This is a genomic window from Collinsella aerofaciens (genome assembly GCF_964283865.1).
Lineage (GTDB): Bacteria > Actinomycetota > Coriobacteriia > Coriobacteriales > Coriobacteriaceae > Collinsella.
In genome coordinates this window covers 120,531-143,969 of the sequence record NZ_CAXYLS010000003.1, presented here as the reverse complement: position 1 = coordinate 143,969, position 23,439 = coordinate 120,531, and the positions used below count along the sequence as shown (strand labels likewise).

The following is a 23,439-nucleotide window of genomic DNA, read 5'->3' as shown; positions in this document are numbered from 1 at the left end:
AGCTTAGCGCCTGCACTAGCCTTGCAGAAATCGATTTCGGAACACTTGACACCGCCGCACGGCGCGCCATAATACGTGGGTTTGCGAACAACGTTTGATGGGGGATGAACCTGCGTGCGCAATCTCAAGATTCTGTTTTCCTATCTGGGGGCATACCGCCGCGATGCCATACTCGGCGTGCTCTTTGTGACGGCCGAAACGGCGCTCGAGCTGTTTATCCCGGTCATCATGGCAAATATCATCGACGTGGGCGTGCCCGCGGGCGACATCAACTACATGCTGTTGCAGGGCACGTATATGTTGGCATGCGCCGCATGTTCGCTGGTACTTGGCTTAGGCTATGCGCGCACGTCCGCCCGCGTTGCCTCGGGGCTGGGCGCTAACCTACGCGAGGCGGAGTATCGCAAGATCCAGACGCTCGCTTTTGGCAATCTGGACAACTACGACGCCAGCTCGCTCGTCACGCGCATGACCACCGACATCACCGTGATTCAAAACGCTATCGGCAATGGCTTTCGCCCCATGGTGCGCGGCCCCGTGACGCTTATCGTCGGCTTGGCCTATGCGCTGGTGCTGTCGCGTCCACTCGCTACGGTATTCGCAATTATTCTGCCGGTGCTGGCGATCGTGCTGGGCGTTATTACCTACCGTGTCAGTCCGCTCTACCGCCAGCTGCAGACCTCGATGGACCATCTCAACGGCGTGGTGCAGGAGGACCTCACCGCCGTGCGCGCCGTCAAGGCGTACGTGCGCGCCGAGCACGAGGAGGCCAAGTTCGATGCCGTCAATACCGAGCTTGCGCGCACCGCGACGAAGACCTTTGGCAACGCTGTGCTCAACCTGCCGGTGTTTCAGCTGTCGATGTACGTGGCGGCGCTTTCCATTCTGTGGATCGGCGGGCGCATGATTCTTGCCGGCGAGCTCGGCGTGGGCTCGCTCACGGGCTTTATGAGCTACGTGCTGCTGATCATGAACTCGCTCATGATGATTTCCAACGTGTTTTTGCTGCTCACACGCGCACTTGCCAGCGTGGAGCGCATCTCGCGGGTGCTCGACGAACGTTCGCTTATCCAAGCGCCCGACGCTGCCGCTGCCGTGCGCGAAGTGGCCGACGGAAGCATCGAGTTTCGCGACGTGTCGTTTAAGTACCGCGCGGATGCTGCCGAGGACGTGCTCGAGCATATCGACCTTTGCATTGAGGCGGGCTCCACGGTGGGCGTGCTCGGCGGTACGGGCTCGGGCAAGAGTTCGCTTGTGCAGCTGATCGCGCGCCTGTACGACGCCACCGAAGGCGCCGTACTCGTGGGCGGGCGCGATGTGCGCGATTACGACCTGGTTGCCCTGCGCGACGCCGTGGGTATCGTGCTGCAAAAGAACGTGCTGTTTACGGGTACCGTGCGCGAGAACCTGCAGTGGGGCAATCCGCAGGCGTCGGACGATGAGCTCCTCGCGGCCTGCCGGGCGGCATGCGTGGACGAGTTCCTGGATCGCATCGGCGGTCTTGACGGCTATCTGGGCCAGGGCGGTGCCGGTGTCTCGGGCGGGCAGAAGCAGCGCCTGTGCATCGCGCGTACGTTGCTCAAGCATCCGCGTGTGCTCATCTTTGACGATTCGACCAGCGCGGTCGATATGGCGACCGACGCCAAGATCCGCGAGCATATCGCTCAGATTCCCAACACGACGGTGATTGTCATTGCACAGCGCATTGCGAGCGTCATGGATGCCGACCGCATTATTGTGCTGGACGACGGCCGTGTCCACGGTGTGGGCACGCACGAGGAGCTGCTGGCGGGCGACGCCATTTATCAGGAGATCTATGCCTCGCAGATGGAGTTTGCGGGGGATGCGGGCGTCGCGGACGGCGCAAATGCCCTGTCTTCCTCTGGCCCCAGTGGATCACCTCAAGCCACGGAAGGGGGTGAGCGCCATGCCTAAGACATCCGCTCAGGCCCGTCCCACCAATCTGACGCAGACGCTCCGCCGCCTGCTCTCCTACATGGGACACGCCAAGTTTTCGCTGCTCGCGGTGGGTGTGCTTGCCTCTGTGGCCGCCATCGCGAGCCTTGCCGGTACCTACATGGTGCGCCCCATCGTCAACGGTTTGGCAACGGGCGGCGAGGAACTGCTCGCTAGGCAGGTTATCTTTACCGCTGCCATCTACGCCGCGGGCGTGCTCTCGGCTCTGGGCTACTCGCAGATCATGGTGCGCGCGGCCCAACGCGTGGTGTCCGATATTCGCCGCGACCTGTTCGCGCACATCCAGATGCTGCCGCTGAGCTACTTCGACAGCACGCGCTCGGGTGACATCATGAGCTTCTTTACCAACGACGTCGACACCGTCTCCGAGGCGCTCAACAACAGCTTTGCCAACGTGATTCAGGCGAGCATCCAGGTGGTCGGCACCACGGCCATGCTCATCATCCTCAACTGGCAGCTCACGATTATCACGCTCGTGTGCGATGTGGCCATTGTGTTGTACGCGCGCTACTCGGGCATGCGTTCCAAGCGCTTTTTTGCCGCCCAACAGGCGTCGCTGGGCGATTTGGACGGATATATCGAAGAGATGGTCTCGGGCCAAAAGGTCATCAAGGTCTTTAATCACGAACAGGCCAACGTGGCTGGTTTTGACGCGCGCAACCAAGAGCTGCGCCGCACCGGTGGTGCCGCGCAGGCCTACGCCAACTCGATGGTGCCCATGACCGTGGTGATCGGATATGCCAACTACGCCATCGTTGCGGTGGCGGGCGGCATGCTCTGCATCAAGGGGCTCGCCGACGTGGGCGCGCTTGCAAGTTACCTGGTCTTTGTGCGTCAGGCCGCCATGCCCATCAACCAGTTCACGCAGCTGGGCAACTTTTTGCTCAACGCGCTGGCCGGTGCCGAGCGCCTATTTGCCGCCATGGACCTTAAGCCCGAGGTAGACGAGGGCTGCGTGGAGCTGGTGCAGACGGGCGACGCCGCGTGGGCGTGGAAGATTCCCGAGGGCCAGGGCGTGGGCGCGTACGGGCACTTGCATGATGTGGCTGCCGTTGATGAGTCGGGCCGTGCGGTGGCTGCCGACGGTACCGAGCTCACGTGCGGCTTGGTCCCGCTTGCCGGCGACGTGCGCTTCCATGCCGTGGACTTTTCCTACGTGCCGGGCACCCGTGTGCTCACGGACCTCAACCTGTTTGCCAAGCCGGGGCAAAAGATCGCGTTTGTGGGCTCCACAGGCGCCGGTAAGACGACCATCACCAACCTCATCAACCGCTTCTACGAGGTCGATGACGGCGAGATCACGTACGACGGCATCGACGTCAAGCACATTGCCAAGGCCAGCCTGCGCGGGTCGCTCGGCATTGTGCTGCAGGACACGCACTTGTTTAGCGGCACCATTGCGCAGAACATCCGCTTTGGCAAGCTCGACGCGACCGACGAGGAAGTGCGCGCCGCCGCCGAGGCTGCCTGCGCGGATTCGTTTATCCGCCGCCTGCCTAGAGGGTACGACACGCCGGTCACGGCCGACGGCGCCAACCTGTCGCAGGGCCAGCGCCAGCTGCTCGCCATCGCGCGCGTGGCCGTCGCCGACCCGCCGGTGCTCATCTTGGACGAGGCCACTTCGAGCATCGACACGCGTACCGAAAAGCTTATCGAGCGCGGCATGGACCGCATCATGCGCGGACGCACCACCTTTATGATCGCGCACCGCCTGTCCACCGTCCGCGACGCCGACGCCATCATGGTCCTCGAACACGGCCGCATCATCGAGCGCGGCACCCACGAAGAGCTGCTCGCCCAGCACGGCGAGTACTGGCAGCTGGCGCATGGCTTAAAAGAGTTGGATTAACCCGTTCGAGCACGATGCTTTGACCTCTCCGTGCTCTTCACCTCGCCTCAAACCATCACAACATTCGACGTTTTTTGCCAAAAACGGGAAAAGCATCGAATGTTGTGATGGTTTTTCTACCACTCGACCGGGTGGAATCGCTTTCTTGCGCACGAAGGTGTGCGGACCCGTGGGCAGGGGAATAAGGTTGGTTATCCGACTCCATTGGAGGGCTCATGGACCTGCCGATCGTCCTGTCCCATAAGACTGCCTGGCTGTACCACAACGTGGCGCGCCCGTCCGAGCCGCTCTCGCGAGCAAGCAGCCTATACGATGAGGACTCGCTTGCTAACGAGGCGGAGCCGACTGCGGGCCTGTCCAAATTGGGACTCGATGTCAAGGGGCTGAGGGCTTCAGGGGCAGTTGGGATCGTTGCCGACTATCTGGTTTCGCTTGGTATTCCACGAGAAGAGCTCGGTCATATCGACACGCTCGTCAACTTCGATTTTGAGCGCTCGACGCCGGCTGGATTTAGGTGCCACGTGTTTGGGGCGCCGGTACCTCCAGACCATCTTCTTGAGGTGGCAGAGGGCCTTCTAGTGGTTGATGAGGTCATGTGCTTTGTCCAAGCGGGTTCGTGGATGAGCGAGCCCGAGCAGCTGGAATATGGGTATGAAATCTGCGCCCGATACCATTTGAATCATCTGTCGACAGACGATTATATCGAGATGGGGCAGAGGTATACCGTTGCCGACTTGATTGCTTATTGCGATGAGAATCGATCTCGTCAGGGGGCTATACGCGCGGCCGGTGTGCTCAGGCGCGTGCACGATGGCGCGCGATCGCCCATGGAGACGGCCACCGCAATCATGGTCGTAGCAAAACGTTCCCAGGGCGGGCTGGGATACGTCAAGGTTGAGCTCAACCATCGGGTCGATGTTCCCAGCGAGTTCAAGTATCTCGCTAAGGCCGGGTATTTCGAGATTGACGTATATGCGCCTGCGAGCGGTACGGGAATTGAATACAACGGCTCGGACCATCTTGATAAACAGCGCAGCGCGTCGGATGCGGAGCGTATGACCGTGCTGAGCGCGCTGGGCTTTAGAATGATCGTCCTCACCGGGACTCAGTTTGCCCATCAGCTGCAATTGCACCGGGCGATGAACGCCATCGCACTCGCTATGGGCCTTAAGTGCGACCGAAGCGAAACGTTCCAAAAGCGGCAGAACGACCTGCGAGAATTCGTGATTCGGCACTGGGACGGCGGCCTTTAGGGGCGTTTTGGTCCTTCTACGGGGTGCCGTGGGCAGGCAGACCATCACAACATTCGACGTTTTTCGCCAAAAACGGGAAAAGCATCGAATGTTGTGATGGTTTGCGTGCTGAGGATGGGCTTGGGAAGCCGGTCTTGCTCGAAGCGACCTGTCCTGTCGTACGGGTGTCGGCATGATTCTCCCGTGGGGTATTATGTTTTCCGAAGAATAAAACGCCGCGTGAGGGGAGGGCTGCGTGGACGGGCACGTGCAACATGACGGCTTTGGCCGCGATATCAACTACCTGCGCATTGCCGTTACCGACAAGTGCAATTTCCGCTGCATTTACTGCATGCCGGTCGATGGCGTGGCGCCCCGTGCACACGACGAGCTACTCAGCGCCGAGGAAATCGCCCGCTTTGTGCGCTTGGTGGCGGGGGAGGGCATTCGCCGCGTGCGCCTGACGGGCGGCGAGCCGCTGGTCAGCCGCCGTATCATTCCGCTCATTCGCGACATCCGCGCGATTCCGCAGATCGAGGACATCTCGCTCACCACCAATGGCGCCCTGCTGCCCAAGCGGGCGCCCCAGCTCAAAGATGCCGGGCTTGACCGCGTCAACATTTCGCTCGACACACTCGACCCTACGCTCTTTGGAAAGATCACGCGCCTGGGTCGGCTCGAGCAGACCATGGCTGGCATCGACGCGGCGCTGGTTTGGGGCTTTGAGCCCGTTAAGGTCAACTGCGTTGTCGTGCGCCGACTCAACCAAGATGTGGCGGCCCTCGCGCGGCTCACGCTCGACCGCCCCATCCACCTGCGCTTTATCGAATACATGCCCATCGGCGACGAACACACGAGCTCGCATTGCACTGTGGACCCGCATGCGCCCGCGCTCAATCCCGAGCTGTGGGACGCGAGCGATACCGTGCCGAGCGACGAGCTGCGGGCGCGCATCAATGCCGGGGTCGCCGCGACGGGACTGGGCGAGCTCGAGCCGCTCGACATCAGCGACGCTCCTGCCGGCGCGGGCCCTGCGCGCTATTGGCACTTTCCGGGCGCGGCGGGAACGGTCGGCTTCATCAGCGCCATGTCCAACCATTTTTGCGCGAATTGCAACCGTCTGCGCCTGACGGCCGATGGCAACGTGCGTCCGTGCCTATTCAGCGATGCCGAGTATTCGGTGCGTGAGGCGCTGCGCCGTGGTGATGATATGCAGGTACTTTCGATTTGGCGCGATGCCGTGGCCCACAAACCGCAGGAACACGCGATAATTGAGGGCACGCAACGATTTATGTCCCAAATCGGAGGATGATCATATGGCCAAGAGCAGGTACGCCGATGCCACCAAGGCCGCTCGCAGGGCCGCGATGTCTGCCCACAAAGTCACGGCCGCGGCGAATGCTGGCAACGCCGACGCGTCCGCACAGCCGACTGCCAGCGCTGCCACCGAACCCGCCCGTGACGCCCGCCGCGACGAGCTGACGCACGTGGACGCCAAGGGCGAGGTGCGCATGGTCGACGTGTCCGACAAGGCCGAGACCCATCGCATTGCCATCGCCGAGGGCACCATCCTCATGCATCCCGAGACGCAGGCCATGGTACTGCAGGACCGCGCCAAAAAGGGCGACGTGCTTGCCTGCGCGCGCGTGGCGGGCATTATGGCCATCAAACGCACGAGCGACATCATCCCCATGTGCCATCCGTTGCTCATTACCAAGAGCAAGTGCGATATTGCGCCCATCGCTGCGGCGGGGACGCCGGCCGAGGACGTGCCCGAGGGCTGGGCGCCGGCGCGCGCGGACGGGCAGGTTGGCTTTCACGTACTGGTTACGGCCGGCGTAACGGGCAAGACCGGCATTGAGATGGAGGCGCTGACCGGCGCGAGCGCCGCGTGCCTAACGATCTACGACATGTGCAAGGCCGTCGATCGCGGCATGGAGATCGTCGACGTGCGCCTGCTGCACAAGGAAGGCGGCCGCTCGGGCGTATGGGATCGCGCAGAGCGTCAGGCCGCTGCCGTTGAGGCCGTGGCCGCTGACGGTGCCGCGCCCGCGAGCGCGCCCGTCGCCGTCGCGCCCGCAGCTCCGGCCCCGGCCGTCCCCGCGATCGCGTTTATCGGCTACCAGAACTCGGGCAAGACCACGCTCGTCGAGAAGGTTATCGCCGAGCTCACCCGCCGCGGCCTGCGCGTGGGTTCGCTTAAGCATCACGGGCACCATGGCTTCGATATCGATGTGCCCGCTAAGGATACGTGGCGCCATCACCAGGCCGGTTCTAAGCACGTCGGCCTGATTTGTGCCACACGCTGGGCCGAGTACGCCGACACGCTCGAGGAGGACGAGATGCCCGCGCGCGAGCTGCTGTCGCGCTACAACGATGTCGACGTGGTGATCATCGAGGGCTACAAGACCGAGGGCTTCGACAACATCGTCGTCGCGCGATCTGGTGTCGACCGTCTGCGCGGCAAGAGCTCGCTCGACCTGGTCGACGGTCACACGCTGGCCCTTGCCTGCAACGAGGCCCTGGCACGCCAGGCTTTCGACGCCGGCTTTGCGACCCGAGCCATCAACATCAACGACGCCCGAGCCATCTGCGATCTGATCCAAGATCATCTGGCCTAAAACCTGCCAAATAGGGACAGGTTTGTTTTGGCAGGTTTTATCTGGGCAAACGCCATTTCCACCACAAAGGGGCCAGGCACCTTTGTGGTGGTTTTGGCCAAAGAGGCTTTGACTTAAACCTACCTCAAGGTGTAATAATCGCTGACAAACGATTGCGATTACGGAGGCCTCATGCCAAAACTGTACTTTATGCGTCACGGTCAAACGCTCTTTAACCTGCTTCGTCGCAAGCAGGGTTGGTGTGACTCGCCGCTTACCGAGCTGGGGATCGAGCAGGCTAAAACTGTCGGCGCGACCCTGAGAGGGCGTGGCCTTACGTTCGACCACGCGTACAGCTCCACGTCCGAGCGTGCGTGCGACACGCTTGAGCTTGCGTTTCCCGGCCAGCCTTACGAGCGCGTCAAGGGCCTTAAGGAGTGGAACTTTGGCAAGTTTGAGGGTGCGAGCGAGGATTTGAATCCGCGTCTGCCGTACGGCGATTTTTACAAGCAGTATGACGGCGAGGGCGAAGACGAGTTTCGCGAGCGCATCATGGCGACCATCACCGAGCTCATGCAGCGCCCCGGACATGAGAGCGTGTTGTGCGTGAGCCATGGCGCCGCAGCGGCTCAGGTTATGCGCGGCGTGGGCGTGGAGCCGCTCAAGATGAAGAACCGTATTGGCAACTGCTGTGTGCTCGAACTCGACTTTGATGCTACTACCGGCACATTTGCTCTTGCAGATTTGTACAACCCCTACGGCACCCCGCGCGAGTAACATCGGGGCATCAGCCAAAACCACCACAAAGGGGCCAGGCACCTTTGTGGTGGTTTTGCCGTTTACAGGCGATTTCCTACCGTTCGGCGGACTTTCGCACTAACGGGGCTTACGCTGCATGCAAGTTTCATCCTACAATCGCTCACGTGCTCACAAGTTTGTTACTCCTCGGGAGGCATCACTTGCGCATAATAGAAGACGAGGAATAACACCCCGTCGTCTAGCGCCGATGTCCGAGGAGTTTTTTCATGCTCATTTTAAAGAAGATCAACAATAACGTTGCTCTTGCCGCCAGCGATGACGGCCGAGAGGTTGTTGTCTTTGGCAAGGGCATCGGTTTCCACGAGATGCCCTACGAGCTTGCCGATGAGTCCCTCATCCAGCGCAAATTCTATAACGTTCCCGAGAGCCTGCAGGATATGGTCGGCACCCTTCCCGACGATGTGCTGCTCGCGGCAAGCGACATTGCCTGTTTTGCGTCCCAGCAGCTTGGCTGCAAGCTATCCGGTGGCCTGCCCTTTATCCTGGCAGATCACCTGCAGTTTGCCGTCCAGCGCGATGACGACCAGCTCAGCGCTCCCAACCCGCTCGAGCATGAGGTGGCTTTCATCTACCCGCGTGAGCTCGAGATCGGTCAGGCCGCGCTCGCCATCGTGCAAAAGCACACCGGCGTCAAGCTGGGTCAGAACGAGGCCACGAGCATCGCGCTCCACATCGTTAACGCCGAGGTCGACGGCATGGGCCGCGCCAAGGACATGGACTTCATCATGAAGAGCACCCGCGTGCTTGACGAGGTAACCCATTCCGTGGAAAAGCAGCTCGGCTGCTCGCTCGACACGGCGTCGTACTGCTACATTCGCTTTCTTGCGCACCTGCGCTTTTTGGTTCGCCGCCTCTGCAAGGGCAAGTGCACGCAGACCGAGAACTCCTCGCTGTTTATGCAGGCCGCCCGCGATTTTCCCGAGGCATACCAGTGCGCGTACGCCATCAACCGCGTGTTCGAGAAAGAGTTTAAGCAGAGCTGCTCGGACGAGGAGCTCTTGTATCTGATGATGCATATCAACCGTCTGCGATCGGCTTCGCAGACCGAGTGAGTAAAGCCGCCAGCCTGGAGGCAATCGCAACAATTCTTTTTGGTTTCTAACTGCGGGCAAGGTACCGGCTCGCGGTAGGGGATATTTTTGTCGAAATTTGGAAAAGAGAGGACAGATCATGGCAGGTAAATATGACGATCTTGCTGCCCAGATCGTAGAGCTGGTTGGCGGTAAGACCAACGTCAAATCCGTCGCACACTGCATTACCCGCGTTCGCTTTAAGCTCAAGGACGAGTCCCTGGCCAGTGATGAGAAGATCTCTGAGCTGCCCAACGTTATCAAGGTCATGCGCGCCAACGGCCAGTACCAGGTTGTTGTGGGCAACATCGTCGAGGACGTCTACGACGCCGTTCTCAAGGCCGGCGGTTTTAGCGATGGCGGCGCCGTCGACGCCGATGACGACGATGTCGCTCCCAAGAGCGTTACCGATGTGATCATCGACCTCATCTCCGGCATCTTCCAGCCCATGCTGGGCACCTTCTCGGCTGCCGGCATCATGAAGGGCCTGCTGGCGCTCGCCACCTTCCTGGTCCCGAGCTTCGCCAACGACGGCGCCTACACGCTGCTCTACACCGTCGCCGACGGCATGTTTTACTTCCTGCCCGTGGTGCTTGGCTACACCGCGGCCAAGAAGTTCAAGATGAGCGAGTTCAACGGCATGGCCATCGCCTTTGCTCTGGTGTATCCCACCATGGTCGCACTCACCTCAGGTGAGGTTGTCGGCTCCGTCGAGCTCGGCTTTGCCGGCACCTTCTCTTGGTACACCACGTTCCTGGGCCTGCCGCTCATCATGCCTGCCTCGGGTTACACCAGCTCCGTTATCCCCATCCTTCTCATGATCTGGTTCGGCTCTACCCTCGAGCACTGGGTTAAGAAGTGGATGCCCGCTTCTATGAAGATGTTCTTCACCCCGCTGATCGTCGTCACCGTTACCGTCACTCTTGGCTACCTGGTCATTGGCCCCATCGCCACGCTCATCACCAACCTGCTCGGCGAGCTCTTCGCGCTGCTGTTTGGCCTGCCCATGATCGGCTCCATCTTGGGCTGCACCCTCGTCGGTGCCTTCTGGATGTGCCTGGTCATCTTTGGCTTCCACTGGTCCCTCGTGCCCATCGCGCTGGTCAACCTGTCCACTCTGGGCTACGACTACGTTCTGGGCTCCGTTATCGCCCACTCCTTCTCGCTGGGCGCCGTGCTCTTTGCCATGTATCTCAAGAACAAGGACGAGAAGTTCCGCGGCATCGCGCTGCCGGCCATGATCTCCGACTTCTTCTTTGGCGTCACCGAGCCCGCTATCTACGGTGTCGCCCTACCCGATAAGAAGGCCTTCATCAACGCCAGCATCGGTTCTGCTGTGGGCGGCCTCATCATCGGCATCTCCGGCGCCGTGGTGTACATGTCCGGTGGTCTGGGCGTCTTCAACTTGCTGTCCTTCATCGACCCCTCCGGTGTTAACGGCATCAACCACATGATCTGGGCTATCGTTGCCTCGCTCGTGGGTGCCGCCGTGGGCTTCGCAATCGAGTTTGTCACCTACAAGCCCGAGGCTGCCAAGTAGCCCAAACGACAAAGACTCGGTACCAAGCCGGCGGGAGAGCGCCCCGCCGGCTTTTCTCGAAGGGGCTAGATGCCATGCGCTCGTCCGAGCGACTGCCCAAAATCAAAACCATGCCGGATTACGGGGCTAAAACGGTGAGTGCTGACCATACCCCGTTTTTCCGTAAACTGACAAGCTTCCTACCTGCGGTTTTGTCCTTGCCGTTTCTGGCATGCTCAAGGGGCACTGGTTCTGCTCCGTAAACCGGCATGGTTTTGAACCTGCCAATAAGGGACAGGTTTATTTTGGTCGGTTTTATCTGGGCAAACGTCGTCTCCGTCAGCTCCGTCCGCATATCTTAAGCCGGCATAGTTTCGATCGGCCGGTCCGCGCGCGTCCCGCAACATGCCTCGCCACGAAACCGGTCTATCTACTACGTTTAAGTGGTAGGGGCCAACCACGCGACGGTTTTCCCAAAACCGTCAAGCCTTCTACCTGCGGTTTTATTATTGACAATTGCGGTGTGGTCGGTGATTCGCGGTAAAACGTAGTAGATAGGCCGGTTTCGTGGCGGCCGGCTCAACGCGAACCCCGATCGGGACGCAAATTACCTTGTGGACGCCGCTTCGGCGTCCACGCAACATCCCAACACGTACGAAAGGAGCCAACATGGCTTTTCCCGATGGATTTCTGTGGGGCGGCGCCACTGCCGCCAATCAGTGCGAAGGCGGATACAACGAGGACGGCAAGGGCCTCGGCGTTCCCGACATCATGACCGGCGGCACGGTCTCCGAGCCGCGTCACATCACCGACGGCATCCTGCCCCAGTACCACTATCCCAGCCACGAGGCCGTGGATATGTACCATCACTACCTCGACGACATCAAGCTTTTTGGCGAGATGGGCTTTAAGTGCTACCGCATGTCCATCAACTGGAGCCGTATCTTCCCCAACGGCGACGAGGCCGAGCCCAACCAGGCCGGCATCGAGTTCTACCGCCGCGTGTTCCAGGCCTGTCAGGAGCAGGGCATCGAGCCCATGGTCACCCTCAGCCACTATGAGCTGCCCTATGGCCTGTCCAAAAACTACGGCGGCTGGAAGAACCCCAAGCTCATCGATTTCTATCTCAACTACGCCCGCACCGTCATGACCGAGTACAAGGGGCTGGTGCGCTACTGGCTCACCTTTAACGAGATCAATTGCCTGCTCATGGGCGGTTTTGGCGGCGTGATGGGCGGCGGCATGGTGCCCGAGGCAACTGACACGCCCATGGCCTTTGGCAACTGCGACTGGGACGATCCACAGGCGCGCTTCGATGCCCTGCACCACCAGTTCCTGGCGAGCGCCAAGTGTGTCACCATGGGCCATCAGATCGATCCCCAGAACAAGATCGGCTGCATGATCGCCGGCAACGCCTGCTACCCGCACACGTGCAATCCGGCCGACGTCCTGGCGGCGCAAAAGCAACAGCGCGAGATGAACTTCTACTGCGGCGACGTGCAGGTGCGCGGTGCGTATCCCTCGTGGGCGCCCAGCGTGTGGCGCCGCGAAGGCGTGCACGTGGAGGTCTCGCCCGAGGACGCCGCCACGCTGGCCGCCGGCAAGGTCGACTTCTACAGCTTTAGCTACTACATGAGCGCCACGGCCACGGCCGACCCGGTGCTGCTGGAGCAAGGCAACATCTTTGGTGGTGCCGGCAACGAGTATCTTAAGAAGAGCGATTGGGGTTGGGCGATTGATCCCGAGGGCCTGCGCTACTACCTGGAGGAGGTCTACGACCGCTACCAGGTGCCGCTGATGATCGTCGAGAACGGCCTGGGCTCCGTGGACGAGGTCGAGGCGGACGGTTCGATCCACGACGGCTACCGCATCGATTACCTGCGTGAGCATATCAAGCAGATGGAGATTGCCATCGAGGACGGCGTGGACCTGATGGGCTACACCATGTGGGGCTGCATCGATTTGGTGAGCGCCTCGACCGGTGAGATGAAGAAGCGCTACGGCTTTATCTACGTCGACAAGGACAACGACGGCAACGGCACGCTCGCCCGCAGCCGCAAGGACAGCTTCTTCTGGTACAAGAAGGTCATCGAGTCCAACGGCGCCGACCTGGCCTAGCCAAGTCTCAACCAGCGTAAACGCCGCAACCACCACAAAGGGGACAGGCACCTTTGTGGTGGTTTTTGCTTTGGTAGATTATTGGGACATGCCTTACAATCTACCAAGTAGTTCATGACGGGCGAAAAACGGAGAGAAGGGGGCTCGATGCGTCCTTAATGTTTCATACGGATTGATTGATTCGATAGACGGTGGCGAATGCCCACCGCCCGTATTCGTATTAAACAAGGAGTCTCCATGCTCGCCTCTCTTTTCTCAAAGCCTCAATCGTCGCTGTCCGCGCAGGCTAAACGCCTGGTGGCGATGCGCTTTCTCATCTACACCGGGTTTCAGACCAGCTACTTTATCGGCGTCATCGGAACGCTCACTTATGCAGATGACGCCTCGGTCGTCGCGACATCGCTGGCCGTCCTGTTCATGAACGTTTTCGTGATCCTGGGATCCTTTGCGGGTGGCGCGGTACTCGACGCCTGGGGTCCGCGCCGCCATTTCTTGCTGAGCATCGTCGGCGCGCTGGCAACGGGTGCTGCAATCATCGCCTTTGGTGGCGCGACCGGCATCGTCCTGCTCGGCGCGGTGTTCCTGGGCCTTACGATGGGATTCGCTCAGCCCATCGCCACGTCCTATCCCGCCTACCTCACCAACGACCCCGTCGAGCTCAAAGACATCAACTCCGCCATCGCCATGTTCTCAAACGTGAGTATTATCGTCGGGCCCACGTTGGGTGGCTTTGTCGCGGCGGCTGCGTCGTCGCGCGCGGTGTTCGTGCTCATGATGCTCTTTACCGTGCTGGCGTTCGTCGTCGGTTGGGGCTTTAGGCCGCAGACCAGCCATGTCGCCGGGGATGCGGATGCCGATTCGGCAGAGAAAGGGGAGCGTGCGGGACAAAGCTCCAACCCCAGCACGTCCGCCCGTGTCACCTTCGCAGCCAGCATCAAGACGGTCTTTACCAACAGCGTTCTCGCCCTGCTGTTTTGCATCATTTTTCTTTCGAACTTCGGCTATGGAGCCTTCGATCCGCTCGAGTCGTTTTTCTATCGCGATGTTCTGCACGTCGGCGTTGAGTGGATGGGCTGGCTCTCGTCGGCTTGCGGCGTGGGCGCGGTGCTGGGCGCCGTACTCGCGCTCCGGCTGCCGCCGCACCTGGTCAACCTTAAAACACTGCTCGTGGCGCTCATGTCCGTGGGCCTGGGAAGTCTGCTCTATGTGGGGACACCGTACGTGGGCGTGGCCCTCGTCGGCCAGATCGCCCTGGGCATAGCTTGGGGTGTCGTCAACCCGCTTCATAACACCATCGTGCAAACGACGGCGCCGCTCGAGCAACTCGGCCGTGTGAACTCGGTCATGGGCTTTGGCAATATGTTCGCTGGCGTGGCCCCTCTGGCGGTTGCACCGTGGCTGGCGGCAACATTTGGCGTACAACGGACACTCGTGGGGGCGGGCATGGTCGTGACGGCGGTTCCCGCGGCGTTGCTGCTGTTTGGACGCCGGCATTTCGATCGTTCTGTAAGGCAGTAAAACCATCACAACATTCGATGAAAATCGCGATTTTGCCGAAAAACGTCGAATGTTGTGATGGTTTGGCCCGCAAACGTCACTTCCACCACAAAGGGGCCAGGCACCTTTGTGGTGGTTTTTGCTTTGACGGGCCGCGCCTGTGCCTTGGTATACCATGTACGCCGTTCGCGAATACACCCCACACCGCCGCACGACCCAGAAAGGCCCCCATGGACACTACCTTCAGCCACATCAAAGCCGTGTTCTGCGATATCGACGGTACGCTGCTCACGAGCCAGCACACGGTGTCCCCGCGCACCGTGGCGGCGATCCGCGCCCTGCGCGAGCGCGGCGTGCTCTTTGGCCTGTGCACCGGGCGCGACGCCCGCGCGACCGAGGCCATGTACGAGCCCTGGGGCATCGAAGGCCTGGTGGACGTGCTCGTGGGCTGCGGTGGCGCCGAGGTCATCGACCGCGCGCACGACATCAACGAGCTGAGCTATCCGCTGCCGGGCGAGACTATCGCGCGCATCTGCAAGCACATGGCGGACCTTCCGGCGACGCCCGTCTGCCCCCGAGACGGCGTGTTCTACGTGCCCGAGAGTAACGCGTGCGTCGAGCACCTGTCGCGCGTCGACGGCGTGCCCTACCAGGTGGTCGATTTTGCCGAGTTCTTGCGCGAGCCGCAGCCCAAGGTGATGTTTACTATGGCGCCCGAGGTGATGCCGCAGGTTATCGAGCGGGCGTCGACGCTCGGCGATGACACCGTTAAGGCGGCTGCTCTGCAAACCACGCAGCGGCTCTACGAGTTCATGGATCCGCGCGTGTCCAAGACGCGCGGCCTTGTGCGCGTAGCGGAGCTCAACGACATGGATCTTCAGAACATCTGCGTGTTTGGCGATGCCGATAACGATACCTGCATGGTGGCCGACGCCGGCGTGGGCGTGGCTATGGCAAACGGCAGCGACGCCACCCGTGCCGCCGCCGATTTTGTAACCGCGAGCAACGACGAGGACGGCATCGCGATCTTTATCGAGGAACATCTGCTATAGCGCCGGGGGAGAACCACCACGAAGGGGCAGGCACCTTTGTGGTGGCCTCAGGCGATTTGGGCGAATTGATACCTAAAATCTGCGCATAAATTCAAATATGGTTGTCTGAACATTACGCTTCTAACCACCGATGGGTTAAAGATATTCTCATCAGTTTGGTAGGGTATTCCTCCCGGTTGATGACCTACCGCTCACGGTCGATTTTCAACCGTTCACAGGATGTTTGCTCTTGAGCAAAATGTTGTGCAAATAAATCTAATGCCATTAAAAAATAATAGGCAACAAATTACCAGCAGAAATAAATAATAGATAGCGAATAAACAAAGGCAAATCTGAGTAAATGTCAAGAGAATTAAGAACTTGCACAAAAATGTCGGTTTTGCTGCTCAGATGCTTAAACAATAGTTATAATTGCATCACTTAGCGAGCGCAATTACAGATTGCGCAGATACGTTTGATGGTGAAAGAGCAAGATCGCGGTCTCTTGGGGAGGAGACATCGATGAAAGCGAATTCGGACAAATCTAAGCAGAGTAATAAAGCGACGCGCCGTGTACTGGCAGGCGTTTTGTGCGGAGCCTCCGTTTTGAGCCTGGTACTGTCGCTCGTCATGCCCCCGATCTCGCAGGCCATTGCCAACGATGGTCAGGCGGGTGCAGCCGAGGAAACTGTGATGGGGGGGTTCCTCAAGTGAGTCTACTGATGTAGACAACACCAACAACGGGGATACCGAAAACCAGATTAGCGACGACGGTGAGGGTGGCGAGGGAGAAGACGCTGCTGCGGCGGATTCGGCTGTCGATGGCGCGGAAGCCGAGAGCGCTGCGCAGCCCGCGAATGATGGACAGTCTGTCTATAAGGTCGCTACTGTTGCAAATGAAGGTGTGGATCAGAAACTTCAACAAGATTCGGATGGGTACGCGCTGCTGAACAATGACAGAGACCTGTCTACGTACCTTGCCCTTGCCACGGCGGACAAGCCCGCAAAGCTGCGTCTGGCTGCTGATATAAGTTCGAGCTCGCCGATCGCCATCGACCAAAACACTACGATCGACCTTGCAGGTCACAAGCTTTATTACAGCAGCGGTAACAGTAACAAGGACGACAGAAATTCTGTTTGTACATTTATCACAATTAAAAGTGGCTTTACGCTAAATGTTGAAGGTACGGCGGTGGACTCGCCGACTGAAGCTGCCAGTGGTGATCCTGATCGGCCAGCAACGATGCAGTTCGATGATGAAAGTGTTCCACAATCACTCACATACTACGTAACTGAAAGCACGCCTAAAAGTCTTGGCACAAGCGAAAATACCTATCAGCACACTGTTACCAATTTCGGCGCTATCGTTGCATGCAAAGCGGGCTTTGTAAATCAAGTCATTTCCGTTGAGGAAGGCGGTACGCTCAACCTTAAGGGTGGCATGATCACAACGCCTCGTACCCTGGGCTACGACGGTCACGTTATTCTCTCTCGGGGCACTGTCAATATTTCTGGCGGGTATGTCACCAACGGTAACGGCGGCGGCTGGGGCGGTGGCATGTGCGTGACGGGCGCAAATGCCGAGCTCAAAATGACCAACGGCGTAATCGCTGCAAACAAGGCTGCTTCTGGCGGCGGCATCTATGCTGACAACGGCGCCAAGCTGAATTTTTCTGGTGGAGTTATTTCGGGCAACGCCACGTATGGCAACGTCTATAACGAAGGCGGGAGTCCCAACAATGGCTATGGCGGCGGTGTCTTTACCAAAGGCGTCAACGTTAACATCAGTGGTTCGGCCAACATCACAAACAACCGTGTTGATTCGTATATCAACGACTCGAACATTTATAACAAGGGCCTGCTTGGCGGCGGTGGCATTGCATCTGTTGACGGCGGCACACTAACCATGGAGGGCGGCTCCGTTACAGCTAACTACTCCAAAGAAGCAGGCGGCGGTATTTATGCCGGTTTCTGGGACAAAAAAATTCAGTTTACCATGACAGGTGGCACGATTGCGGGCAACGAATCTCTTAACGGCGAGGGCGGCGGTTTGCGTATCGCTGGCGGCAACAGCCCTGGTATGCAGGCGAAAATTGAAGCTAGCCCCAATAGCAAGATTTATATCACGAATAACAAGACTATGACGGGCGTAGATTGTGAGAGTGGCGGCAAACGTGGCGGCGACTGGGGCGGCGGTGGCGTCTTTATCCAGAAGGGCGGCAGGCTCAATATTTTCAAGACGCTGATCACTAATAATCGCGCCGGTGGCTGGGGCGGTGGCGTTGGTGCTTGTCCTACGGGCGAGACAATCGTTTCGCACTCAAATGGCGCTGCTATTTATGACAACACAGATAACGTTGATCAAGATGGCAAAAAGCTGCCAGACGTTGATCAAAATGAACATAAACATTCAGCATATCATTATTCCGCTGGCGGCGACAACAAAACTGAAGACCGCGATGAAGTAAATTACGTTACTCATTCCTTCCAAAATTCCGGCCATGAGGATTTCTTCTTGGTCCGTAATAAGAATGGCGCGGATAAGACAATCGCTGTCGTTCTTGGCAAGATGCTGGGCGGCGAATCGGCTGGCTGGCAGGGCACTTGCGACGGAAATCCGGTTACCATCGACCCAAACGGCGGTGCCGAGGCTAAGTACATGTTCGGCCTTAAGGCTAATCCGACACCCTATGCCAAGGAAAAGGCGCAGGCAGAGGCTACGACCATCATCAGCGGTAACTACTCCTACACCCACGGTGGCGGCATCATGACCAACGGCGATCTTGTCGTTGGCAAGGTCGAGGCTTTGAACGCGTATCCTGCAATCAAAGTCAAGGCAAATAAAGTCCTTATGAAGGACGGTGCTAAGCAGAGTCTCAAAGACCATCCCTATCAGTTTAAGCTGTTGGGTGCAGCTGCCAATTCAAAGAATGAACCATGCTGGAATGAGAACGGCACGCTTAACGAAAACGGATGCGAGGCTATGCCCGCGGTCAACGTCAATGAAAATAACGGAGAGATTCTCATTGACACGGGCGCGAACTACCAGTCGGGCGATTACGACCTCTACCTTGTTGAAGTTCCTATCGATGAAAAGGGAACAACGTTTGATAAGGCTATTTACAAAATACATATAAAGGTTGGTACGGAACCAGTTCGTACGACCAACCTCTTGGGGATCGATATTAATCGTTATGGAGTTGATAAGAGCGCTTCCACAGTATCCGTAAAAAGGGGCGACGAGGCGTCCTTCACTGACTATGACTGCTATGAATGGACTGAGGATTCGGTCGATAGCACCGTCTCGACCGTAAAAATCGGTAACAGCTCCAACCCTGCGTTTACAAACGAACTTGCTCCCTATCAGGCCTCAGGCACCTGGACACCTCAGGTGACCAAGAAGGTCGATGGCGGCGAGATGAAGGAGTTCAAGTTCGAGCTGTATACCAAGGATTCCAACGGCAATGAGCAGCCGCTCGATATCAAATTTACTAAAAAGGGGACGGGCAGCGAGGCGACGGTGACGTTTGCTAATCAGGTAATCGGCCCCCTCGGGGTTAAAGATCTTACCGGTGGCAAAGCAACGTTCACCTACTACATCCGTGAATGCGACGCCAGCGAGGTCGATGGCACCAAACACGAGGGCTACACCAACGACAACAAGACTTTCAAGGTCGTGGTGACGGCAACGGACAACGGTGACGGCACGCTGAAGTGCACGCCGGCCTACTACGAGGTCGACGCCAACAATCATGAGAGCGAGACTCCGACCCGTACTCCCACCTTCACCAACACCTACTCCACCTCTTTGCCCCTTTCTGGTATGTCGGGCGTCACTCTGACGTACCTTGCCGGCGCGGCGGTGCTTTGCGCTGCTGCGGCCTGGATGCACATTCGTCGCAAGGCGAATGCGAAGGGAGGTGAGCGTCGTGAATAAGAAAGTTTGCTCCTTCCCGATCTTGTTTGCGCTGCTTGCCCTCTTGATCGGCACCTGCGCGGTTGTGTTCCCCGCATCCGCGCAGGCCGCGCCGACCTCGACCGGTTCCATCACGGTGGGCGGCAACGTGGCGCGTAGCTACGACGCCTACCAGATCTTTAGCGCCAACGTCGTCGACGGCGACAGCGACGCCAAGATTGCCACCGACCTCGCCTGGGCAAGCGACGCCGCGCGCGACGCCGCACTGCCTGTGCTGCACAGCGCCGGCATGCCCAATTCCCAGACCACCGCGCAGGAAGCTGCCGAGTGGCTCAACACCGATTCCCACCTTACGAGCGCGCTGAGCGCACAGCTCGCTCGTTCCCTCCAGAGCTCTGACGCCGTGTCCGTGGCCCTTAACGCGGGCACGGCGGCCGAGCTGCCCTGCGGCTACTGGCTCATCGTCGCCGACGACGAGGCCATTTCCCAGAACGAGGCCGGCACCGCGCCGATCATGGCCCTGGTCGGCGGCAGCGCCGTCGCCGTCAAGCCCAAGGCCGCCACTCCCAAGGTGGCCAAGCACGTGCTGGAGGACAGCACCGCCGCCTGGCAGAAGGCCGCCGACGCCACGGTCGCCGACGACCTGTACTGGCGCCTCTCTGCCACGGTCCCGGCGGGCCTCACGGCCTACGACACCTACGCGGTGCAGTTCGTCGACACCATGAGCGCGGGGCTCGACCTATCCAAGGTGGCCACGAGCATGCGCGTGTACGCGGCGCCGGGCACGGACGGCGGCTTCGACGCTGTCTCGACCGGCAAGGACGGCCGCGTCGGCACCGAGCCCGCGAAGGGCTGGACCGACATTACGGCCCAGTGCGCCACCAAGGTAGCGGCCGACGGCAAGACCTTCACCGTACGCACCGGCGACCTGGTCGCCGCGCTCGGCGGGGCCGACGCCTTCACCGCGGGCGCCCGCGTGGTCGCCGTGTACAACGCGCCGCTCAACAGCGCATGCAACCACGGCATCGCGAAGGGCAACCCCAACGAGGTCTACCTGCGCTACCCGCGCTCTCCGTTTGCCGACCAGTCTGGCGATGCGGGCTTCACCCGCACGCCGAGCGATGATGCGACTGCCTACACGTGGGATCTCGCGCTCACCAAGCGCGGCAGCGACGGCGACAAGCCGCTGCCCGGGGCGGTCCTGAGCATCGCCGACGACCGCGGTCGCACGCTGTCGGCTGACGGCACGTGGGATGCGCAAGGCAAGGCCACCGTCACCACGGGCGAGGACGGCCGCGTGACCGTCTCGGGCGTGGACTCGGGCAAGCTGGAGGTCCGCGAGCTCAAGGCGCCCAAGGGCTACACCGCCTTTGAGGGCACGCGCTGCGTGACGGTTAAGGCCGAGGGCCTGGACGTCGACCAGGTGGCCGCCGCCAAGCCCAAGCTCACCATCACGGCCGAGTCGCCCCTGCGCGCCGACAGCGCGGACGGGTCGACGGGCAGCCTGGAGGCGTCGCTCATCAACACGCCCACCGGCACACCCCCTAGCATTACCACCGGAGGCTTTATGCCCTCGACTGGCGATATGGCAATGTACGCCGCGGCCGCCGCAGCGGTCGCCGGAGCCGCGCTCATCGTGGTCGCGCTCCTGGTCAAGCGGGGAGGTGGCAGCCATAAAGAGTAGCTGGCAGCCCCACAGAGAGCGGGGCGAGACGTAGCGAAGCAGATGCTAAGACACAGACAGATGATGATCGATCGAATGAGAACCAACCGGAAAACGGAGGAAAAGAAGATGAGCGTGAGCAAGAACATCGCACGCCTGGCAGTAACCGCCGGCCTCACAGCAGCGCTGAGCTTCGGCGGCGTGATGGCCCCGGTGACCATGGCGTTTGCTGATGGTGCGACGGGCAGCATCACCATTAGTCAGGCCGAGAAAAACGATGGCACCACGTTCAAGGCGTACCAGATCTTCAAGGCTACGGTGACCGACGTTGAAAACGGCGGCAAGACCGCTCAGAACATTACGTGGGCAAGCGAAACGGTTGGCCCGAAGGTGATTAATGCCATTAATAGCTGGGAGAATGATCACAGCTTGAAGGCTGAGGATAAGCTGCCTAACAAGCCTACGCCTCAGGAAGTCGCGGATTTCATCACTGCGCATGCGGGAGACTGCACCGCGGGGTCGGAATCGACCAAAGGAACACGAATCGCGACCGATAATATTCTCTACGCAGTTGCGAATGCCGTAAAGAATGAGACGCCGGTTAATTCCGATATCGTTGCTGGCACTCCCTGGGCTCCTGACGACGAGAATGGCAGCGGCTACTACCTGTTTTTGACCAACGGGGATAGCCTGGGTGCTGGCAAAAAGAACACCGGCACGTCTCCGATTTTCGCCGTCGTGGGTGGCAAAGCCGTGACTGTAACTGAGAAGACCAGCATCCCCACTGTCAACAAGCAGATTCTTGCCGCGACTTCTGCTGATCCCACGAAGCTGGAAACTGGTTGGGCTGGCGTTGCCAACTCTCAAATCGGACAGGAAGTGACCTACAAGCTTACCGGTAAGGTTGCGGATAACTACGCCACCTATGACTCCTATGCATACAAGTTCACGGATACTCTTTCGAATGGCCTCGACTACGTGAGTGGTTCGCTTAAAGTCTATGCAGTGAACAACGGTACTTATACTCTCATCAATAACGGCTATGAACTGACTGCTCCAACTGAGGACAACCGCGTTTTGACTGTTAACTTTGCCGTTGACAAGGCTACGAGCAAAAAGGGTCTCAAGGATATCGACTCCGTAAATGCCGACACGGAGATTGTTGTCTTCTATAAGGCGAAGCTCAACAAGAATGCCGTAACAGGTAACGGCACTGAGGGGAAAAAGGGAAACTATAACGCTGTAAAGCTCGAATACTCCAACAACCCTTCTACCGAGGGGACAGGCACGTCTGTCGAGAGCGGCGCTGGAGATTTTACCTTCAAGCTCAACCTCAATAAGGTTGACCAAGGCACCGAAAAGGGCCTTAAGGGCGCTGAGTTTAGCATCCAGTCTGCTGATGCGGACACTTTGAATCAATATGTTGCTTCAAAAAATAGTCCAGACGGAAAGGTCGTTGCTGGCCAACTTGTGAACTCTAGCGACAAGGATCTTCCGGATTATCTCAAGTTCTCTTCTGACGATAAAGGAAAGATTGAAGTAAAGGGCCTTGATGCTGGTTCCTACAAGGTAACTGAGATTAAGGCGCCAAGCGAAAAATATACCGTTGCTAATCCCTTCACCTTTACCATTACGGCAGAGTATAAGAAAGATGCGGCAGAACTTGAGAAGATTACGGTCAGTCCTTCTCAGAATGACGAGCGTCGTTCCGATGTCGTCCTCGGCACCCTTGACAACACTCCGGGTGATAATACGCTGACCGTTACGAATAATTCCGCTGCCAATGTCCAAACTGGTGAAGTCAACATCACCATCGGCAACACCAAGCAGGTTGGCCTCCCCCTCACCGGCCTGAACGGCGTGACCTTCACTTGGATCGCTGGTGGCGCGGTGCTGTGCATCGGCGTGGCGCACCTCATCCGCAGCCGTAAGCAGGCTGAGGAGTCCGAGCAGGAGTAACGCTCGCTCACCCATCCCTTTGGCAGGTGGGATGTGATGGCCATGAGACTTGCGGACACTTTTCTCGTCCATCGACGTTCTTGCTTTGCCATTCTCTTTTCGGGGCAGGCTCCGCACTGGAGTCTGCCCAGTTCTTTTTGGATAACGCAGGCAGCCTCCATCGTCCGATGCGGGCACGTTCGCCATCGC

15 protein-coding genes are annotated in these 23,439 nt (G+C 59.2%); all 15 read left to right on the top strand.

The window, feature by feature from the left end; translation table 11 throughout:
- Positions 1 to 114 precede the first annotated feature (114 nt).
- The 15 genes from ACRX4W_RS03290 (at position 115) to ACRX4W_RS03220 (ending at position 23,250) form a co-directional block, all read left to right on the top strand.
- Positions 115 to 1,935, top strand: coding sequence for an ABC transporter ATP-binding protein (locus ACRX4W_RS03290; protein WP_117839984.1), 1,821 nt, complete (start codon positions 115 to 117; stop codon positions 1,933 to 1,935).
- The gene (locus ACRX4W_RS03285; RefSeq protein ID WP_432299159.1) at positions 1,928 to 3,826 is read left to right on the top strand and encodes an ABC transporter ATP-binding protein; all 1,899 of its coding nucleotides are present in this window, start codon (positions 1,928 to 1,930) and stop codon (positions 3,824 to 3,826) included. Before ACRX4W_RS03290 ends, ACRX4W_RS03285 begins: the two co-directional genes overlap by 8 nt.
- Positions 3,827 to 4,041: 215 nt before the next feature.
- Entirely contained in the window at positions 4,042 to 5,079 is a 1,038-nt protein-coding gene (locus tag ACRX4W_RS03280) for a hypothetical protein (RefSeq protein WP_432299157.1), read from the top strand.
- Positions 5,080 to 5,314: 235 nt separating this feature from the next.
- Complete coding sequence (moaA, locus tag ACRX4W_RS03275) at positions 5,315 to 6,370, top strand: GTP 3',8-cyclase MoaA (protein WP_349125395.1); 1,056 nt, start codon at positions 5,315 to 5,317, stop codon at positions 6,368 to 6,370.
- 4 nt (positions 6,371 to 6,374) lie between these two features.
- A complete protein-coding gene (mobB, locus tag ACRX4W_RS03270; protein ID WP_432299154.1) occupies positions 6,375 to 7,679 on the top strand; it encodes a molybdopterin-guanine dinucleotide biosynthesis protein B in 1,305 nt (434 codons plus the stop codon).
- Positions 7,680 to 7,850: 171 nt separating this feature from the next.
- Positions 7,851 to 8,435, top strand: a complete 585-nt coding sequence (locus tag ACRX4W_RS03265; protein ID WP_432299152.1) for a histidine phosphatase family protein — start codon at positions 7,851 to 7,853, stop codon at positions 8,433 to 8,435.
- 248 nt (positions 8,436 to 8,683) lie between these two features.
- Positions 8,684 to 9,529: a PRD domain-containing protein gene (locus ACRX4W_RS03260; protein ID WP_271806730.1), complete on the top strand. Its 846-nt coding sequence runs from the start codon at positions 8,684 to 8,686 to the stop codon at positions 9,527 to 9,529.
- Positions 9,530 to 9,647: 118 nt separating this feature from the next.
- Entirely contained in the window at positions 9,648 to 11,087 is a 1,440-nt protein-coding gene (locus tag ACRX4W_RS03255; protein ID WP_432299150.1) for a PTS transporter subunit EIIC, read from the top strand.
- Between the two features lie 648 nt (positions 11,088 to 11,735).
- On the top strand, positions 11,736 to 13,184 hold the full coding sequence (locus ACRX4W_RS03250; protein ID WP_432299148.1) for a glycoside hydrolase family 1 protein: 1,449 nt from the start codon (positions 11,736 to 11,738) through the stop codon (positions 13,182 to 13,184).
- A 237-nt stretch (positions 13,185 to 13,421) separates the two neighbouring features.
- The gene (locus ACRX4W_RS03245; RefSeq protein WP_432299146.1) at positions 13,422 to 14,702 is read left to right on the top strand and encodes an MFS transporter; all 1,281 of its coding nucleotides are present in this window, start codon (positions 13,422 to 13,424) and stop codon (positions 14,700 to 14,702) included.
- A 209-nt stretch (positions 14,703 to 14,911) separates the two neighbouring features.
- The gene (locus ACRX4W_RS03240; protein ID WP_432299144.1) at positions 14,912 to 15,733 is read left to right on the top strand and encodes an HAD family hydrolase; all 822 of its coding nucleotides are present in this window, start codon (positions 14,912 to 14,914) and stop codon (positions 15,731 to 15,733) included.
- Between the two features lie 501 nt (positions 15,734 to 16,234).
- Positions 16,235 to 16,426, top strand: a complete 192-nt coding sequence (locus ACRX4W_RS03235) for a hypothetical protein (protein WP_432299142.1) — start codon at positions 16,235 to 16,237, stop codon at positions 16,424 to 16,426.
- 190 nt (positions 16,427 to 16,616) lie between these two features.
- Positions 16,617 to 19,649, top strand: a complete 3,033-nt coding sequence (locus ACRX4W_RS03230) for a Spy0128 family protein (protein WP_432299140.1) — start codon at positions 16,617 to 16,619, stop codon at positions 19,647 to 19,649.
- Positions 19,642 to 21,312 carry an isopeptide-forming domain-containing fimbrial protein gene (locus ACRX4W_RS03225; protein WP_432299138.1) on the top strand — a complete coding sequence of 557 codons (1,671 nt, stop codon included), beginning with the start codon at positions 19,642 to 19,644 and terminating at the stop codon, positions 21,310 to 21,312. Before ACRX4W_RS03230 ends, ACRX4W_RS03225 begins: the two co-directional genes overlap by 8 nt.
- Before the next feature lie 114 nt (positions 21,313 to 21,426).
- Positions 21,427 to 23,250 (top strand): isopeptide-forming domain-containing fimbrial protein, encoded by a 1,824-nt coding sequence (locus tag ACRX4W_RS03220; RefSeq protein WP_432299136.1) that lies wholly within the window; start codon positions 21,427 to 21,429, stop codon positions 23,248 to 23,250.
- The last annotated feature ends 189 nt before the right edge of the window (positions 23,251 to 23,439 follow it).

Excerpts from the sequence above, each read along its gene's own strand:
- ACRX4W_RS03240 (WP_432299144.1), top strand. The coding sequence starts at position 14,912 with ATGGACACTACCTTCAGCCACATCAAAGCCGTGTTCTGCGATATCGAC.
- ACRX4W_RS03280 (WP_432299157.1), top strand. The coding sequence starts at position 4,042 with ATGGACCTGCCGATCGTCCTGTCCCATAAGACTGCCTGGCTGTACCAC.
- ACRX4W_RS03260 (WP_271806730.1), top strand. The coding sequence starts at position 8,684 with ATGCTCATTTTAAAGAAGATCAACAATAACGTTGCTCTTGCCGCCAGC.
- ACRX4W_RS03255 (WP_432299150.1), top strand. The coding sequence starts at position 9,648 with ATGGCAGGTAAATATGACGATCTTGCTGCCCAGATCGTAGAGCTGGTT.
- ACRX4W_RS03265 (WP_432299152.1), top strand. The coding sequence starts at position 7,851 with ATGCCAAAACTGTACTTTATGCGTCACGGTCAAACGCTCTTTAACCTG.
- ACRX4W_RS03285 (WP_432299159.1), top strand. The coding sequence starts at position 1,928 with ATGCCTAAGACATCCGCTCAGGCCCGTCCCACCAATCTGACGCAGACG.
- ACRX4W_RS03245 (WP_432299146.1), top strand. The coding sequence starts at position 13,422 with ATGCTCGCCTCTCTTTTCTCAAAGCCTCAATCGTCGCTGTCCGCGCAG.
- ACRX4W_RS03250 (WP_432299148.1), top strand. The coding sequence starts at position 11,736 with ATGGCTTTTCCCGATGGATTTCTGTGGGGCGGCGCCACTGCCGCCAAT.
- mobB (WP_432299154.1), top strand. The coding sequence starts at position 6,375 with ATGGCCAAGAGCAGGTACGCCGATGCCACCAAGGCCGCTCGCAGGGCC.
- ACRX4W_RS03235 (WP_432299142.1), top strand. The coding sequence starts at position 16,235 with ATGAAAGCGAATTCGGACAAATCTAAGCAGAGTAATAAAGCGACGCGC.